17 protein-coding genes are annotated in these 16,624 nt (G+C 72.6%); 7 read left to right on the forward strand and 10 right to left on the reverse strand.

What is annotated here, in order from left to right:
- Nucleotides 1-106: 106 nt before the first annotated feature.
- Nucleotides 107-763: a TetR family transcriptional regulator gene (locus ACFYOY_RS13765; RefSeq protein WP_351884140.1), complete on the forward strand. Its 657-nt coding sequence runs from the start codon at nucleotides 107-109 to the stop codon at nucleotides 761-763.
- Between the two features lie 41 nt (nucleotides 764-804).
- On the opposite strand, the gene def is transcribed toward ACFYOY_RS13765, so the two are convergent.
- Nucleotides 805-1,362: a peptide deformylase gene (gene def / locus ACFYOY_RS13770; RefSeq protein ID WP_351884138.1), complete on the reverse strand. Its 558-nt coding sequence runs from the start codon at nucleotides 1,360-1,362 to the stop codon at nucleotides 805-807.
- Nucleotides 1,363-1,548: 186 nt separating this feature from the next.
- Here def and ACFYOY_RS13775 point away from each other — a divergent pair, with 186 nt between their 5' ends.
- The 5 genes from ACFYOY_RS13775 (at nucleotide 1,549) to ACFYOY_RS13795 (ending at nucleotide 6,278) form a co-directional block, all read left to right on the forward strand.
- Nucleotides 1,549-2,787, forward strand: coding sequence for a MurT ligase domain-containing protein (locus ACFYOY_RS13775; RefSeq protein ID WP_351884136.1), 1,239 nt, complete (start codon nucleotides 1,549-1,551; stop codon nucleotides 2,785-2,787).
- 31 nt (nucleotides 2,788-2,818) lie between these two features.
- Nucleotides 2,819-3,547: a type 1 glutamine amidotransferase gene (locus tag ACFYOY_RS13780; protein WP_093466830.1), complete on the forward strand. Its 729-nt coding sequence runs from the start codon at nucleotides 2,819-2,821 to the stop codon at nucleotides 3,545-3,547.
- Nucleotides 3,548-3,735: 188 nt separating this feature from the next.
- Complete coding sequence (locus ACFYOY_RS13785) at nucleotides 3,736-4,761, forward strand: 6-phosphofructokinase (protein ID WP_351884134.1); 1,026 nt, start codon at nucleotides 3,736-3,738, stop codon at nucleotides 4,759-4,761.
- A gap of 73 nt (nucleotides 4,762-4,834) precedes the next feature.
- A complete protein-coding gene (locus ACFYOY_RS13790; protein ID WP_351884132.1) occupies nucleotides 4,835-5,785 on the forward strand; it encodes a cytochrome c oxidase assembly protein in 951 nt (316 codons plus the stop codon).
- A gap of 337 nt (nucleotides 5,786-6,122) precedes the next feature.
- Nucleotides 6,123-6,278: a hypothetical protein gene (locus ACFYOY_RS13795; protein ID WP_165449210.1), complete on the forward strand. Its 156-nt coding sequence runs from the start codon at nucleotides 6,123-6,125 to the stop codon at nucleotides 6,276-6,278.
- A 21-nt stretch (nucleotides 6,279-6,299) separates the two neighbouring features.
- Here the strand turns inward: ACFYOY_RS13795 and ACFYOY_RS13800 are convergent, their stop codons facing one another.
- The 5 genes from ACFYOY_RS13800 to ACFYOY_RS13820 are packed head-to-tail and all read right to left on the reverse strand — an operon-like array spanning nucleotide 6,300 to nucleotide 10,697.
- A complete protein-coding gene (locus ACFYOY_RS13800) occupies nucleotides 6,300-7,769 on the reverse strand; it encodes a cytochrome P450 (protein WP_351884130.1) in 1,470 nt (489 codons plus the stop codon).
- A complete protein-coding gene (locus ACFYOY_RS13805; protein WP_351884128.1) occupies nucleotides 7,766-8,398 on the reverse strand; it encodes an ATP/GTP-binding protein in 633 nt (210 codons plus the stop codon). The genes ACFYOY_RS13800 and ACFYOY_RS13805 overlap by 4 nt, the downstream gene beginning before the upstream one ends.
- Nucleotides 8,379-8,741 carry a DUF742 domain-containing protein gene (locus tag ACFYOY_RS13810; RefSeq protein ID WP_351884126.1) on the reverse strand — a complete coding sequence of 121 codons (363 nt, stop codon included), beginning with the start codon at nucleotides 8,739-8,741 and terminating at the stop codon, nucleotides 8,379-8,381. Before ACFYOY_RS13810 ends, ACFYOY_RS13805 begins: the two co-directional genes overlap by 20 nt.
- Nucleotides 8,738-9,157, reverse strand: a complete 420-nt coding sequence (locus ACFYOY_RS13815) for a roadblock/LC7 domain-containing protein (protein WP_014056718.1) — start codon at nucleotides 9,155-9,157, stop codon at nucleotides 8,738-8,740. Before ACFYOY_RS13815 ends, ACFYOY_RS13810 begins: the two co-directional genes overlap by 4 nt.
- Nucleotides 9,150-10,697, reverse strand: coding sequence for an ATP-binding protein (locus ACFYOY_RS13820; RefSeq protein WP_351884124.1), 1,548 nt, complete (start codon nucleotides 10,695-10,697; stop codon nucleotides 9,150-9,152). The genes ACFYOY_RS13815 and ACFYOY_RS13820 overlap by 8 nt, the downstream gene beginning before the upstream one ends.
- Before the next feature lie 266 nt (nucleotides 10,698-10,963).
- Here ACFYOY_RS13820 and ACFYOY_RS13825 point away from each other — a divergent pair, with 266 nt between their 5' ends.
- A complete protein-coding gene (locus ACFYOY_RS13825) occupies nucleotides 10,964-12,022 on the forward strand; it encodes an NAD-dependent epimerase/dehydratase family protein (protein ID WP_388587002.1) in 1,059 nt (352 codons plus the stop codon).
- A gap of 79 nt (nucleotides 12,023-12,101) precedes the next feature.
- On the opposite strand, the gene ACFYOY_RS13830 is transcribed toward ACFYOY_RS13825, so the two are convergent.
- The 4 genes from ACFYOY_RS13830 to ACFYOY_RS13845 form a co-directional block, all read right to left on the reverse strand.
- Nucleotides 12,102-13,745, reverse strand: coding sequence for an alpha/beta hydrolase (locus ACFYOY_RS13830; protein ID WP_388587005.1), 1,644 nt, complete (start codon nucleotides 13,743-13,745; stop codon nucleotides 12,102-12,104).
- A 128-nt stretch (nucleotides 13,746-13,873) separates the two neighbouring features.
- On the reverse strand, nucleotides 13,874-14,596 hold the full coding sequence (locus ACFYOY_RS13835; protein ID WP_351884732.1) for an urease accessory protein UreD: 723 nt from the start codon (nucleotides 14,594-14,596) through the stop codon (nucleotides 13,874-13,876).
- Between the two features lie 482 nt (nucleotides 14,597-15,078).
- Nucleotides 15,079-15,771 (reverse strand): urease accessory protein UreG, encoded by a 693-nt coding sequence (gene ureG / locus ACFYOY_RS13840; protein WP_388587008.1) that lies wholly within the window; start codon nucleotides 15,769-15,771, stop codon nucleotides 15,079-15,081.
- Between the two features lie 52 nt (nucleotides 15,772-15,823).
- Nucleotides 15,824-16,528, reverse strand: a complete 705-nt coding sequence (locus ACFYOY_RS13845; protein ID WP_388587011.1) for an urease accessory protein UreF — start codon at nucleotides 16,526-16,528, stop codon at nucleotides 15,824-15,826.
- Nucleotides 16,529-16,624: the final 96 nt, after the last annotated feature.

The raw sequence follows: 16,624 nt of genomic DNA on the forward strand, positions 1-16,624 counted from the left end.
CGCGACCCCCGTGGGTGTTACGTTGCGCAGAGCGCGGAGCGCGATCGCGCCGGGAAACGCGAGGCGCGAGAGCGCGAGTACGACATCGGGGGCGGGGAGGCAACGCATGCGGACCGGGACCAGCCAGCGGGACGACCAGCGGACGACGGCCCAGCGGCGGCGCAAGGAGCTGCTGGAGGCCGCGGACCGGGTGGTGCTGCGCGACGGACCAGAAGCCTCGATGAACGCCATCGCCGCCGAAGCGGGCATCACCAAGCCCATTCTCTACCGCCACTTCGGCGACAAGGGCGGCCTGTACCGCGCGCTCGCCAAGCGCCATACCGACGCCCTGCTCGCCTCGCTGCGCGCGGCCCTGGACGCGCCGGCCGAGGACCGCCGGCACCGCGTGGAGGCCACCCTGGACACCTATCTGGCGGCGATCGAGGCGCGGCCCCAGGTGTACCGCTTCCTGATGCACCCGGCCGACCACGGCCAGCAGGAGCCCGAGCAGGGCTTCGACGTCGGCCACCACTCCGCCCCGCTGCTGCGCAGGCTCGGCGAGGAGCTCGCCACCGTGATCGCCGATCGGCTGGATCTGGGACCTGGCGGCGACGAGGTGGCCCGGGTCTGGGGCCACGGGATCGTCGGCATGATGCACGCGGCCGGTGACTGGTGGCTGCGCGACCGCCCGTGCGCACGCGCCCAGTTGGTGCACCATCTCACCGATCTGCTGTGGGGACGGCTGTCGCTGGCGGACGACCGGGTCGGCGCACCGGGCTTCTGAGCCCCGGCATCCGCCCGCACCCCGCTGCAATCCGGCCGGAGCTACGCCCCGGCGCCGGCCGACGCCGCCCAGGGCGCCCGGCGGACCGCCCGCAGCACCCTGCGCCGCCGCAGCCCGGAGAGCCGGTCGAGGAACAGTCCGCCGTCCAGGTGGTCGCACTCGTGCTGCAGACAGCGCGCGAAGAAGCCCGTGCCCTCGATCCGCACCGGTTCCCCGGTCATCGTCACGCCCTCGATCACCGCACGGTCGTAGCGCGGGGTGCCCGCCTCGATGCCCGGCAGCGACAGACAGCCCTCCGCCCCACGCACCGTCACCCCATCGGCCGCGGCCAGCCGGGGGTTGACGACATGTCCCAGATGGCGGTGGTCCTCGTCGTCCGGGCAGTCGAAGACGAAGACCCGCAGCCCCACACCGATCTGATTGGCGGCGAGCCCCACCCCGTGCGCCGCGTACATCGTGGCGTACATGTCCTCGATCAGCAGGGCGAGCTCGGCGTCGAACGCCGTGACCTCCGCGCACGGCGCGCGCAGCCCCGGATCGCCGAGGAACCGCATGGGCCGCACCGCCCCGCGGCTGCCCGGTATCACGCCATGTCGCATGGCAGCCAAGCCTACGGGGCCGGGGAAGTGTCCTGCGCGGGTGACGGAATTCGGGACAGCCGCCGGATCTCGATAGGCTGCTACCCGACCGTGGCCTCCCGGCTGGCGATGCGGCGCGGAGGGGGCGTACCACCGGCGCCTCGGGGGGCAGGTGCGGCGCCGGTATGCGAGGAGGATCGAGAGACGATGGCAGGCAACTCAGAGCCGCTGTCGCCACGTGCCAAGCTGGCCGTGACGGCGGGCAGGGCCGCGGCGGCGGTGTCGAAGGCCGCGGGCCGCGGCAGCGGATCGGTGATCGGCGGCAAGGTGGCCCTGCGCCTCGACCCCGATCTGCTCAGCAGGCTGGCACAGCACCTGGACGTGATCCTGGTGTCGGCGACCAACGGCAAGACCACGACCACCCGGCTCATCGCCGAGGCGCTGCGGGCGGCCGGTCCGGTCGTCTCCAACGCACTGGGCGCCAATATGCCGGCCGGCATCACCTCGGCCCTGGCCGGCGGCTCCGACGCCCGCTACGGCGTCATCGAGGTCGACGAGAAGTACCTCGCCGGTGTGGCGCGCGACACCGAGCCCAAGGCCATCGCGCTCCTCAACCTCTCCCGTGACCAGCTCGACCGCGCCGCCGAGACCCGGATGCTCGCCGAGAAGTGGCGCGAAGGCCTGACCGGCACCAAGGCGATCGTCATCGCCAACGCCGACGACCCGCTGATCGTCTGGGCCGCCTCCTCCAGCCCCAATGTGGTGTGGGTCGCCGCCGGGCAGGAGTGGAAGGACGACGCCTGGTCCTGCCCGTCCTGCGGCGGTGTGCTGCAGCGCCCGGGCGACGACTGGGTCTGCGCGGAGTGCGGCTTCCGCCGTCCGGTCCCCAGCTGGGCGCTGAACGGCGACTACGTCCTGGACCCGCACGGCGCGGCCTGGCCGATCCACCTCCAGCTCCCCGGCCGTGCCAACAAGGCCAACGCGGCCACCTCGGCCGCCGTCGCCGCCGCCTTCGGAGTGCCCCCGCAGGTCGCGCTGGAGCGGATGTACCAGGTCCAGGCCGTGGCCGGCCGGTATGACGTGGTCACCTTCCAGGAGCGCCAGATGCGGCTGCTGCTGGCGAAGAACCCGGCCGGCTGGCTGGAGACCTTCTCGCTGATCGACCCGCCGCCCACCCCGGTGATCCTCTCGGTCAACGCCCGCGGCGCCGACGGCACCGACACCTCCTGGCTGTGGGACGTGGACTACACCCGGCTCGCCGGGCACCCGATCTGCGTGATCGGCGACCGCAAGCTGGACCTCGCGGTGCGCCTGGAGGTCGCCGGGCTGGACTTCCGGGTCTGCGCGGACGTGGACGAGGCGGTGCGGATCTCGCCGCCCGGCCGCATCGAGACCATCGCCAACTACACCGCGTTCCAGGACCTGCGCCGCCGGGTCGGCAACTGACCCCCGTACGAGAGGCACGAAGATGCGTAGCATGAGCCAGAACGGCCTGCGTCTGGTGTGGGTCTACCCCGACCTGCTGAGCACGTACGGCGACCAGGGCAACGTCCTGGTGGTGGAGCGCCGGGCGCGGCAGCGCGGGCTGGAGGTCTCCCGGCTGGACGTCCGCTCCGACCAGCAGATCCCCACCTCCGGGGATGTCTATCTGATCGGCGGCGGCGAGGACCGCCCGCAGCGGCTCGCCGCCGAGCGGCTGATCCGGGACGGCGGGCTGAGCCGCGCGGTCGCCAACGGGGCGATCGTCTTCTCGGTGTGCGCCGGGTACCAGATCCTCGGCCATGAGTTCATCAACGACCTCGGGCAGCGCCAGCAGGGCCTCGGGCTGCTGGACGTGGTCAGCACCCGCGGCGAGGGCGCCCGGTGCGTGGGGGACGTGCTGGCCGACATCGACGAGCGGCTCGGGCTGCCCCCGCTGACCGGTTTCGAGAACCACCAGGGCGTCACCCACCTCGGCCCGACGGCCCGCCCCTTCGCCCGGGTCCGGTTCGGCAACGGCAACGGCACGGGCGACGGTTTCGAGGGCGCCTACAACGACACCGTTTTCGGGACGTACATGCACGGCCCGGTGATGGCCCGCAACCCGCATATCGCGGACCATCTGCTGAAGCTGGCCCTCGATGTGAACGCGCTGCCGCCGGTCAACGACCAGTGGTACGAGGCGCTGCGCAACGAGCGGATCGCGGCGGCGTCCCAGCCCGCCTGAGCCACGGCCCGCTCGCCCGAGCGCCACTCGGGCGTCACTCGCACGCCACTCGGGCGAAGGGTGCCCGCATGGCGGACATCCGACGGACGACCGCGCCCCCGCCGCCCGGCCGCTTGTAGGGTGGCGGGGTCCCGCCGGACGACGCGGTCCGGCCGTCGGCCCCCATCTCAGACAGAGGTATGCGTGCCATGCGCATTGGTGTGCTCACGTCCGGCGGCGACTGCCCCGGCCTGAACGCGGTCATCAGGTCAATCGTCCACCGCGCCACCGTCGACCACGGCGATGAGGTGATCGGCTTCCACGACGGCTGGAAGGGCCTGCTGGAGGCCGACTACCGCAAGCTCGACCTGGACGCCGTGGGCGGCATCCTGGCCCTCGGCGGCACCATCCTCGGCTCCACCCGGGTGCGCCCCGAGCATCTGCGGGACGGCGTGGAGCGGGCCAAGGGGCATGTGGCGGAGCTCGGCCTGGACGCGGTCATCCCCATCGGCGGGGAGGGCACGCTGAAGGCCGCCCGGCTGCTCTCGGACGCCGGGCTGCCGATCGTCGGCGTGCCCAAGACCATCGACAACGACATCGCCTCCACCGATGTGACCTTCGGCTTCGACACCGCGGTCGGCGTCGCCACCGAGGCCCTGGACCGGCTGAAGACCACCGCGGAGTCCCATCAGCGGGTGCTGATCGTCGAGGTCATGGGGCGGCACACCGGCTGGATCGCGCTGCACTCGGGCATGGCCGCGGGCGCCCACGCCATCGTCGTCCCGGAGCGACCGTTCGACATCGAGGAGCTCACCAAGACCGTCGGGGCGCGGTTCGAGGCGGGCAAGAAGTTCGCGATCGTGGTGGTGGCGGAGGGCGCCAAGCCGCGCGAGGGCACGATGGACTACGAGGCCGGCGGCAAGGACGTCTACGGCCATGAGCGCTTCGCGGGCATCGCCGGCCACCTCTCCGTCGAGCTGGAGCGGCGGCTCGGCAAGGAGGCGCGGGCGGTCATCCTGGGCCATGTGCAGCGCGGTGGCACCCCGACGGCGTACGACAGGGTGCTGGCCACCCGCTTCGGCTGGCACGCCGTCGAGGCGGCCCACCGCGGCGCCTTCGGCACGATCACGGCGCTGCGCGGCACGGACATCGACCTGGTGCCGCTCGCGGCGGCCGTGGAGCAGCTGAAGACGGTCCCCGCCGAGCGGTACGCCGAGGCCGAGTGCGTGCTGTGAGCTGACGGGTTCTACGCTGGTGCGGGCACATTTGGTGCGCACCGGGTAGAAGCAGGAAGGCCGGGGATAGTCGATGGATCACGGCGGGCACGGCATGACCATGGATCTGCCGCCGTTCACCCTCGCTCGCGGGTTGGAGTTCGGTGGCGATCCGTTCTTCCTGATCGGCTGTGTGCTGGCGCTCGGGCTGTACGGCTGGGGCGTCGCGCGGCTGTGGCGGCGCGGTGACGCCTGGCCGGTGGGGCGCCTGGTCTCGTTCGTGCTCGGGGTGCTGACCATCGCGGTCGCGATGTGCACCAAGCTGAACGACTACGGCATGGTCATGTTCAGCGTCCATATGGTGCAGCACATGATCATCAGCATGGTGTCGCCGATCCTGCTGCTGCTGGGCGCGCCGGTCACGCTGACCCTGCGGGCCCTCCCGGCGGCCGGGCGCGGCCGCAAGGGGCCCCGGGAGCTGCTGGTCGCGCTGTTGCACAGCCGCTATATGCGGATCATCAGCCACCCGGCGTTCACGATCCCGCTGTTCATCGCGAGCCTGTACGCGCTGTACTTCACCTCGCTCTTCGACTTCCTGATGGGGAGCAAGGCCGGGCATATCGCGATGATGGTCCACTTCCTCGCGGTGGGCCTGGTCTTCTTCTGGCCGATCATGGGCGTGGACCCGGGGCCGCACCGGCCCGGCTATGTGATGCGGATGCTGGAGCTGTTCGCGGGCATGCCGTTCCACGCGTTCTTCGGCATCGCGCTGATGATGGCGTCCGAGCCCATGGTCGGCGTGTACGAACACCCGCCCGCCTCGCTGGGCATCGACGCGCTGTCGGACCAGACCTGGGCGGGCGGGATCGCCTGGGCCTTCAGCGAGATCCCGTCGGTGATCGTCCTGGTGGCGCTGGTCTACCAGTGGTACAAGTCCGAGCAGCGCCAGGCGCGGCGCATCGACCGCACCGCGGACCGGGACGGCGACCAGGAGCTCGCGGCGTACAACGCCTATCTGGCCTCGCTCCAGTCCCGGAGCCGCTGAGGCCGGTCCCGGCAGCCTGCTAGGAGGGGTCCGCCGGGCCCTGCCGCCTTCGGCGGGCTGCTCCCCTCCCCGCCCCTTCCCGCAGCATCAATATGCGGCTCCGCCGCCTGGTGGGCCCCCGCCCCAGACCCCGGGTCCAGGGGCGAAGCCCCTGCCACTCGGCGGAGCCGCATATCGGGAAGGGGCGGGGAGGGGAAAGCATCAATATGCGGCTCCGCCGCGTAGCCCACCGACACACCGTAGCGGCGGGGCCCCGGACCGCGAGACCATGGACCCGGGCCCTGAGCGGCCCGGGTCCTGGCGAAGGGGCGTCAGGACCGCCGTGAGGAGGTCGGGGATGCCCGGATCCGCGAAGACGATGACGGTGGCCACGGTGGGGGGCCTGGTGCTGGTGACGGCCTACACCGTGGCCCTGGGGAGCAACGGCTGGCTGTGGTTCAGCTGGGTGGTGCTCGGACTGCTGACCGTGGGGGTCGTGGTGGCCCGGGGCTGAGCGGCGGGGCCGCCGCCATCCCTACGGAGCGGATCCCGAGGGCCTGCCCAGCAGCCACCGCCATAACGCCACCCACCACGGGACGCGCCCGGGGGCCGTCGCCTCGGGCCCCTCGGTGGCGGGCCGAAGCGCGGCGGGGGCCTCCTCCTCGGGCAGCCGGCGCGGCCGAGGGGCGAAGATGGTCGCGGAGGGGTCCTCCGCGCTCTCCGACTCGGGGCGGCGGGGCATGAACTCCACCGGCAGCGCGACGAGATGGCGGGAGATCCAGGACGAGAGCCAGGTCAGCTCGGACTCGTCGACGGCCAGCCGGAGGTCGGGCAGCCGCAGCAGCAGGGTGTCGATGGCGGTGTCCGTGATGGCGCGGCCGATGTCCTGCCCCGGGCATTCGTGGGGGCCGCCGCTGAAGGCGAGATGGGACCGGTTGCCGTACATCGGCGCGGCGATGTCGGGGCGGATGGCCGGGTCGACGTTTCCGGCGGCCAGCCCCAGCAGCAGCATGTCCCCGGCCTTGATCCGCTGACCGCCCAGCTCGGTGTCCCCGGTGGCCCAGCGGCCGGGGACGACCGTGAGCGGGGGCTCGTTCCACAGCACATGCTCGATGGCGTCCGGCAGGGTCATATGGCCGCCGGCCAGGGAGGCGCGGAAGCGCGGGTCGGTGAGGACCATGCGCAGCGTGTTGGCCATCAGATTGGTGGTGGTCTCGTTGCCGGTGAGCAGCACCAGCCGCAGATGCTGGACCACCTCCTCCTCGGTGAGGCCGGAGGGGTGGGCCAGCAGCGAGGACGCCAGATCCTCTCCGGGGTCGGCGCGCTTGCGGTCCACCAGGCCCTGGAGGGCGTCGGTGACATACGCGTCGCTGCGCAGGGCCGTCTCGGTGCCCTTCATCAGGTCCCGGGTGGCCTCGACCAGCCGCGGGCCGTACTCGTCGGGCATGCCCAGCAGTTGGGTGAGGACGAGCATGGGCAGCTGCTGGGCGAAGGCGGTGACCAGTTCGGCGCCCCCGTCGGCGCAGAAGTCGTTGACCAGCTGATGGGTGAAGCGGGTGACGTGGCGGCGGATGCCCCGGCGGTCGAGGCGCCCCATGGACTCGGTGAGCGCGGCCCGCAGCCGCTCGTGCTCGTCGCCGTCGGCGAAGGTGCACATGGGCTGCCATCCGACCACCGGCAGCAGGGGCGAGTCGGCGGTGATCCTCCCGTCCTTCCAGGCGTGCCAGTGGCGGGAGTCGCGGGAGAAGCGGGAGGGGGTGCGGGACACCTCCAGGTTCTCGCGGTAGCCCAGCAGCAGCCAGGCCGGTATGCCACCGTCGAGCACGATCGGGGCCACCGGGCCGTGCTCGGCGCGCAGCCGCTCGTACAGGCCCATCGGGTCCTTCTCGTTCTCGGGCCCGAGGAGGTCCACCAGGCCGGCGTCGGACGGCGCGGGGTGGACGGGGCACCGGGTGGGCGGCAGGTCGGCCGTCCCGGTGCCGGGGTCGTCGGGATGAGAGGTCACGGTGTCTCCGGGGTCACGGTGTGAAGGGATTGCAGATGGCGCACGAGGGTGAGGAGGGTGTCGCGGCTGGAGGCCCGGTCGCGGGCATCGCAGTCGATCATCGGTACGGAGTCGGGCAGGTCCATGGCGGCGCGCAGCTCCGCCATGGGGTGGACGGGGGCCTCGGGGAACACGTTGACCGCGACCACGAAGGGCACACCGCGCTCCTCGAGCCGCCCGACCGCGTCGAAGCTGACCTCCAGGCGGCGGGTGTCGATCAGGACCACGGCACCGAGAGCGCCCTCGAAGAGGCCGTTCCACAGGAACCAGAACCGCTCCTGGCCGGGGGTGCCGAACAGATAGAGCACCAGCCGCTCGTTGAGGCTGATCCGCCCGAAGTCCATCGCGACGGTGGTCTCGGTCTTGCGCTCGATCCCGGCGATGTCGTCGACGCCGACCCCGGCCTGGGTCATGGTCTCCTCGGTGGTCAGCGGGCGGATCTCGCTCACCGAGCCGACCATGGTCGTCTTGCCGACCCCGAACCCTCCGACGATCACCACTTTGACGGCGGCGGCCGCGGAGGCCGGGAGGGTGTCCTCGCTGCGCGGTCCGACGATCTCCTCGGATTCCTCAGAGTTTCTGTAGTCCATGCATCACCGCCTGCAGCAGTTCGGGGTCGGGCAGCACGGCTGCCGGGACCGGCGCCCTGGCCTCCACCCGGCCGTCCCCCAGCAGCTCCGCGAGGATCACGGTGACGGTGGAGACGGGCAGGACCAGATACGCGGAGATCTCCGCCACCGAAAGGGGAAACGGGCACATCCTCAGCACGGCGGCGGCCTCGGGGGCCATCCCCGGCTCCGGTTCGGCGCGCGCCACGATCAGGCTGACGAGTTCGACGGGCCGCTGCCGGGGTTCGTGCGGGGCGCGGCCCCGGCTGATGGTGTAGAGCCGCTCGGGGCCGCCCTCGTCCCACGGCTTGCCGGACTCGCTCATGTCACCCGTCCGTCGACGCGCGGCGGACTGCTGAGGTGTTCGCCGAGCCGCGCGACCAGGTCTCTCATGCACTGGCCCATCAGCCCGGCGTCGACGCTGTCCTCGGCGAGCACCGCCAGATACGAGCTGACGCCGGCCGCCATCAGATAGAAGAAGCCACCGTCGACCTCGATGACGACCAGCCGCATCCGCCCGTCCCCCTCGGGGAATTCGGTGGCGATCGCACCGGAGAGGCTCTGCAGCCCGGCGCAGGCGGCGGCCAGCCGGTCGGCGGTGTCCTTGTCCGTACCGACCTGGGCCATGCACAGGCCGTCCGAGGACAGCAGGACCACGTGGCGGGTCTGCGGAACGCTGGACGCCAGGTCCCGGAGCATCCAGTCCATGTTGAACCGCGGTTGCGTCACTTGCCTACTCATCCTTGTCCGACGGGAGCGGGGTGTTGGAGGTATCCGGGGTGCCGGGGGATTTCCGGGTGTCCGGCGCGGCCGTACCGGCGTCCGCCGCCGGGACCGGCTCGCCGTTGAGCCCCTTGGTGAAGGCGTCCAGCCAGATCCCCGGCTGCACGGGCGGCCCGGCCGGTTGGCGGGGCGCGGGGGGCGCCGCCGGGGGTCCGGAGTCGACCCTGATGGGCGGGGTGACCATGGGCATCCGGCGGCGGCGCTGCGGGAGTCCGGCGCCGTTCTGCCGGAAGCCGGGGCCGGGGCGGCCCTGTGCGATCGGACTGGTGCGGGTGGGCGACGGCAGGGGCGTGGCCCGCTTGATGGGCTTGGGCGGGGGCAGTTTGGCCGCGCGGGCGATCGCGCCGCCGGGCGCGGGGGTGGGGCAGATGATGTCCTGCGGTACGACCAGCACCGCGCGCACTCCGCCGTACGCCGAGGGCCGCAGCGAGACCTGGAACCGGTACTTCACGGCGAGCCGGCCGACCACGGCCAGACCGAGCCGCGGCGTCTCGCCCAGGTCGTTGAGGTCGAAGCCGGTCGCCGCCTGGACCAGCACCGCGTCGGTGCGTCTGCGCGCCTCCTCCGACAGGCCCACCCCGGCGTCCTCGATCTCGATCGCGACCCCGGACTGGACCTCGATCGCGGTCAGATGCACCCGGGTCTTGGGCGGCGAGTAGCGGGTGGCGTTGTCCAGCAGCTCGGCGAGGGCGTGGATGAGCGGCTCCACCGAGGGCCCGACGATGGCGACGTCCGCCACCGAGTGCAGATCCACCCGCTCGTACTCGAGGATGCGGGACATGGCGCCGCGGCACACATTGAACAGCGGCACCTCCTTCTGCCACTGACGGCCCGGGCGCTGACCGCCCAGGACCGCGATGGAGTCCGCCAGCCGACCGATGAGGGCGTTGCCGTGGTCGAGGTGGAGCAGGTCCTCGAAGACGTCCGGGTCGGCGCCGTGCTTGTCCTCCATCTCCCGCATGTCCTGGGCCTGTTGGTGGACGATGGCCTGCACCCGGCGGGCGATGTTGACGAAGGCCCGCTGGCCCGCGTCCCTGAGGTCCTCCTCGGCCCGCACGGTTTCCAGCACCGACCGCAGCAGAAGCTCGTGGGTGGCGTCGAAGTCCGGGTCGAGGCGGGGCGCGTGGTCGATGGCCCGCATCGCCTCGTCCACCATGGCGCCGCGCTGCAGCCGGGTCACCGCCACGGGCAGCAGCTCCCGGGCCAGCCGCCGGATCGCCGTCTCCTGGTCCACCAGGCGCTGCCGCAACTCGGTCTCCTGGGCCGTGAGCCGGGTGCGCAGTGTGGTGATCAGCCGGCCGCGGCGCATCGCCTCGGCCGCCGCCAGGGCCACCGCGAGCGTCGCCGCCACCCCGCACCAGGCGACCGTGGCCCGCGCGCCGGACGGGACCACGAGGACGGCCAGCGCCGCGCAGAACGCCATCGCGGCGGGAGGGATGACCCATACGAGCGTGGAGGCGGGCCGTCGGCCTCCGGATGAGGTGCCGGCGAAAACCATGGACATCCTTAAAAACAGCGAAGAGAAAATGCGTGCGAAATGCGGGCGGTGAGCCAGCCCGTCATGGGCCCTGGAGCTTAGCGGTTTCACCGACGCGCGAATCGAATATGCCTTTTTCTTCGAAATGCATCACGGTGAATTCATAGAGCGCGAAAAAGCGATCATCTTGTACTCATCGTTTGATCGTGAATGATCGCGCCAGGGGCGAATCTGCTCGTGGCGAAGGAGTCTGGGCAGCGTGGCGGCCGGCCCCGTAGCGTCCCGGCATGACCACTGGCAGCGCATGTGTGATCGGGGCGACGGGGCAGATCGGCCGGGCGGCGGTGCGCGCGCTCGCCGCCGAAGGATGGCGGGTGCGGGCCGCCTCGCGCGGCGGCGGCCGCGACGAGAGCTGGCCCGCGTCCGTGGTGAGCGTGGCCGTCGACCGGGACGACGACGCCGCGGTGGCCGCGCTGATCGGGGACGGCTGCGATGTGGTGCTGGACTGCGTCGCCTACGGGCAGGCGCACGCACGGCAGTTGCTGGGGCTCGCGGACCGGATCGGATCGGCGGTGGTGATGTCCACCGGGGCGGTGTACGAGGACGACCAGGGCCGGGGCTTCGGGACCCAGGACCGGCCGGACGGCGCCCCGCGCTATCCCGTGCCGCTCCCCGAGTCCCAGCGGACCGTCCCGCCGGGCGACGGCTATGGCAGCCGGAAGGTCGCCCTGGAGCGGGAGCTGCTGGCCGCCGGGGACCGGCTGCCGACGACCCTGCTGCGCGCGGGGGCGATCCACGGCCCGCACTGCCGTACGCCCCGTGAGCTGTACTTCGTCAAACGGGCGCTGGACGGGCGGCCGGTGCGGATCCTGGCGTACGGCGGCCGCAGCCGGTTCCATCCGGTGCATGTCGACAACATCGCGGAGCTGGTGCGGCTGGCCGCCCACCGGCCCGGTTCACGGGTGCTCAACGCGGGCGATCCGCAGGCCCCGACGGTCGCCGACATCGCCACCGCCGTGGACGCGGTGCTGGGGGGGGTGCGCGGCGAGCTGGTGCTGATCGACGGAGAGCCGCCGCATCCGCATATCGGCAGCACCCCCTGGAGCCTGGCTCACCCGCTCGTCTACGACATGTCCGCCGCCGAACGGGAGTTGGGCTACCGCCCGGTGACCGACTACCTGGAATCGCTGCCGACGACCGTCGCCTGGCTCGCGGACCGGCTGGCGGCCACCCCGGACTGGCGCACCGCCTTCCCCGACATGGCGGCCGCGTACGACCCGATGGCCGATCTGTTCGACTACGCGGCCGAGGACGCGTGGCTGCGAAGTGGCGGGCACGCGTCCTGATCACTTCGGGGAAAACGGCGCCGGGCCCGTGCGGGGAACGCACGGGCCCGGCCCTTCACCACATACCGCCGTTCGTCGACTACTTGACGAGGGCGGCGGCCTCCTTGGCGGCCTTCACGTCCTTCGCGGACGCGCCCGACTTCGCGGGCACCGGCGTGGCGTGCGGAGCGCAGGTCACGTCCTTGGCGTCCACCGTGCCCTTGAGCAGGTAGGTGTCCACCCGGTCGTTGACACACGGGTTGACCAGACCGGTGACCCCGTGCGAACCGGCGTCCTTCTCGGTGACCAGACGCGAACCCTTCAGCCGCTTGTGCAGCTCCACCGCGCCCTCGTACGGGGTCGCGGCGTCCCGGGTGCTCTGCACGATCAGCGTCTTGGGCAACCCCTTGGCGGCGCCCACCTCCAGCGGGGTGTGCTGCTTGGCACCCCAGGTGGCGCACGGCAGGTTCATCCAGGCGTTGGACCAGGTCAGGAAGGGGTAGTCGCGGTGGAGCCGGGTGTTGTCCCGGTCCCACTTCGCCCAGCTGGTCGGCCACTTGGTGTCGGCGCACTCGACGGCGGTGTAGACGGCGTTGCCGTTCTCCGAGGCGATGTTGCCCGCGGTGTCGGACATGTCCGGGCCCGCGGCCTCGACCAGCGCCTTCTCATCGCCGGCGAGGTAGTCGCTCCACACCTGGGCGACGGTGGCCCACGACGAGTCGTAGTACGGAGCGCTCTGGAAGAGCCCGAGCAGCTCGGCCGGGCCCACGACCCCGCCGATGGGGCTCTTCTTGGCGGCCGCGCGCAGTGTCTCCCACTGCTTCTGGACCTTCGCGGGCGTGTCGCCGATGTGATAGGCGGCGTCGTTCTTGGCGACCCACGCCTTCCAGTCGTTCCAGCGCATCTCGAAGGCAACGTCCTGGTCCAGGTTGGCCTGGTACCAGATCTTCTCCCGCGAGGGATTGACCACGCTGTCCACGATCAGCCGGCGCACATGAGTCGGGAAGAGCGTCGCGTAGACGCCGCCGATGTACGTTCCGTAGGACACGCCCAGGTAGTTGAGCTTCTTGTCACCGAGCGCGGCCCGGATGACGTCGATGTCACGGGCGGTGTTGGGCGTCGTCATGTGCGGCAGCATCCAGCCGCTGCGCTCCTTGCAGCCCTCGGCGTACTCCCGGGCCAGCTTGCGCTGGACGCGCTTGTCCGCCTCACTGTCGGGCACCGGGTCCAGCTTCGGGGCCTTGACGTACTCCTGCGGGTCCACGCAGGAGATGGCCGTGGAGTGGCCCACCCCGCGCGGGTCGAAGCCGACGAAGTCGTACGCCTTCGAAGTCTTCGTCCACAGCGGGTTCTTGGTGGTGACCCGGGTCGGGAAGCGAAGCCCGGAGCCGCCGGGGCCGCCCGGGTTGTAGATCAGCGAACCCTGCCGCTCGGAGGCGGTGCCGGTGTTGCCGATCCGGTCCACCGCGAGCTTGATGGTGCGGCCGTTCGGCTTGGCGTAGTCGAGCGGCACGGTGACATAGCCGCACTGGATGGGCTTGGCCAGCCCCCAGTCGGCCGGGCAGTCCGTCCAGTCGATGCCCTTCTTCGCGGCCTTGGCCGCGGCCACCGCCACGCCACGCGCCTCGGCGGCCCCACCGGGCGTCCGCTCCGAGGCCCCAGCCGTGGGGGCGGCCAGCGCACCGGTTATCAGCGCCCCGGTGATCACACCACCGGCCACGCCGAAGAGTGCTGTGCGTCTCACGTAGTAATCCCCCTGCTTTGTTGCGCCGCCTGGAGCGGCGATGATCACAGAGTGTCAGGCAGGATTCTTCTGTCTTGCTTACCGCCGAGTACAGGGCAAACCGCCGTTTCTTTATCAAGACGTGAACATCAGCCCACGGCCGCGGCCGCCTCATCGAGGGCGCGACGGAGGCGGATCGCGTCCGGGGCCACGGCGGTAGCCAGGGCGGCGGGGCCGGTCAGCGGCGTGAGGACGGCGGTCCCGGTGAGGGCGCGGGGGGCTAGCGGGCCGGTGGCGTAGGACGGGTCGACGACAAGGAGCTGGCCCACCGCGCGGTGGCCGCCGAGTACCGCGCCGCCGTCCCAGCCCAGGGCGCCGGGGCCGTAGGAGAGTTCCTGGTCGAGGAGGGGCCGCCCGGCACGGTGGACGGTGAGGCGGGCGGTCAGATGGCCCGGGGATTCGCCGGTACGGCCCAGGATCTGCTCCTCGCGGAGCACCAGGCGGGCGGTGGGGGCGAGTTCGACACGGGTGGTCATGTGCAGATCGCTGCCCTCGGCGGAGATCAGGGGCTCGGGCAGCCAGTGCAGGGTCGCGCCGTCGGCGACGGTCAGCCGGATCTCGTAGTGGGCGGACCGGCCCGTCCGCCCGGGCAGGGCGATGGTGGCCGCGGCGGAGCCGATGCGCAGCCGGGCGCCCGGCCCGGCCGTCGCCTCCAGAGCGATCCGGTCGCCGCCGAGGGGCGCGCTCATGGCACCGACCACGGTGACGCGCGCCTCCCCGCCCACGGCCCGGGTACGGCGCAGCGCCAGCGGGCCGTCCCCGGCGAGCACGGGGAGCGCGGTGCCGCCACGCCCATCCGCCTCGGCGAGGATGCGGGCGGTGGCCTGTACGGCGGTGGCTGGGGTGCGTGGGGTACGGGGGGTGGCCGGTGTAGCGGGGGTGCCCTCCGTGCCGAGGGTGCCCGGTGTACCGGACGTGCCCGGCGTGCGGGTGCCCGGTGTCCCGGGGATGCCCGGTGTACCTGCGGCGCCCGACGTACCGGGAGCGGCCTTCGTACCGGAGGCGCCCTTCGTATCTGAGGAGCCCGACCTACCGGGGAGGGCCTTCGTGCCGGAGGTGCCCGGCGTACTGGGGGCGCCCGACGTACCGGAGGCGCCCTTCATATCTGAGGAGCCCGACCTACCGGGGAGGGCCTTCGTGCCGGAGGTGCCCGGGGCGCGCCCGTTGTCCGGGGCTTCCCGCGCCGAGCCGCGCCCGGACGTCCGTTGCGTGGGGTGCGGCCGTGCGCCGCCCGATGCGGCCGGGCCACCCGCCCACGGCGGCTCCGCGCGGGCCGCGGCGTCCGGGGCGGGCGTCATGCCGCCGCCGTCCACGCGGCCAGGCGTGCGTGGACCCAATCGGCGACGGGACGGACGCCGTCCTCGGCGACCAGGGAGGTGAAGGCGACGGGGAGTTCACCGCGCTGGGCCTTGGCGTCGCGGGCCATGCGCTCCAGGTCGGAGCCGACGTACGGGGCGAGGTCGGTCTTGTTGACGACGAGGAGATCGGCGGTGGTCACGCCGGGGCCGCCCTTACGGGGGATGTCGTCGCCGCCCGCGACGTCGATGACGAACACCTGCGCGTCGACCAGGCCCTTGGAGAAGGTCGCGGTGAGGTTGTCACCGCCGGACTCGACGAGGATCAGATCGAGCGGGCCCACGGCCTCCTCGAGTTCCTCGACCGCCTCCAGGTTGGCGGAGATGTCGTCGCGGATGGCGGTGTGCGGGCAGGCGCCGGTCTCCACGGCGGTGATGCGCTCGGCGGGCAGTACGGCGTTGCGCAGCAGGAACTCGGCGTCCTCACGGGTGTAGATGTCATTGGTGACGACGGCGATGGAGAGCTGGTCGCGCAGCTCCCGGCACAGCGCGGCGACGGTCGCGGTCTTGCCCGAGCCCACCGGCCCGCCGAGGCCGATACGCAGCGCCCGGCGAGTGCCGTCGGGGCGGTGGGGGTCGGCCGCGCCGTAGGTGTGGCGCGGAGGGTAGGTGTCCGCGTGGTCGAGATGCATGACGGCTCCGGTGTTGCAACGGGGTGCGGGGGGATACGGGTCGCTGCCTCGGTCATGAGGCGAAGAGACGTACGGACCAGGTGGCGTGCTGTTCGGCGGCGATGTCGAGCAGGGGTGCGGAGGCGGCGGGCAGCGCGCCCGGGCCCTCGTCGAGGGCGCGCCGCGCCGCCTCGGCGGCCCGCGCCACGACGTGGTCGAGTTCGGGGGCGAGGCGGGCGAGGACGGCGGTGGCGTCGAAGGGGTCCAGGCTCAGCAGCCGTACGGCGGCGGTCGCGGGCCCGCTCACCGCCTCGTACCCGGCGGCGTACGCGGCGTCCGACGGCCCGAGTCCGGCGGCGCGCGCGGTGAGTCCGAGCACCACGGGCTGATGCGCCCCGCGCGGCCGGGCGGCGGCGAGGGCGTCCAGCTCGGGCGACGGCCAGGTGGCGCGGGCGGCGCGCATCAGCTGGCGGCCGAGCCGCCGGGCGGTGGTCCGCAGCACGGGGACGGGGGTACGGGCGTCCGCCGCCTCGTCCAGCGCGAGCGGGTCGAGCCCAGCGGCGGCAGCGGCGGCGAGCCCGGCCGCGGTGAGCCCGGCGGTGTGCAGCCGACCCCGGCAGAACGCCTCCAGGGAGGCCGCATCGCGGATCCGGCCCCCCGCGACGGCGGCCTCGGCCCCGCCGGAGTGAGCATGGCCCCCGGCCGGGAACCGCCCGTCGGCGAGAATCAGCAACGCGGCGACCCCACCCTGGGCCTCGCCCCGGACCTCACCCGGCACATCACCCCGAGCCCCACCCTGGGCCTCGCCCTGAACCCCACCGGGCGCATCACCACGGACCCCGCCGGGGGTGTCGCCCCGGGCCTGACCGCGGGG

It is taken from the genome of Streptomyces sp. NPDC007875 (genome assembly GCF_042868035.1).
Classification (GTDB): Bacteria; Actinomycetota; Actinomycetes; order Streptomycetales; family Streptomycetaceae; genus Streptomyces; species Streptomyces antimycoticus.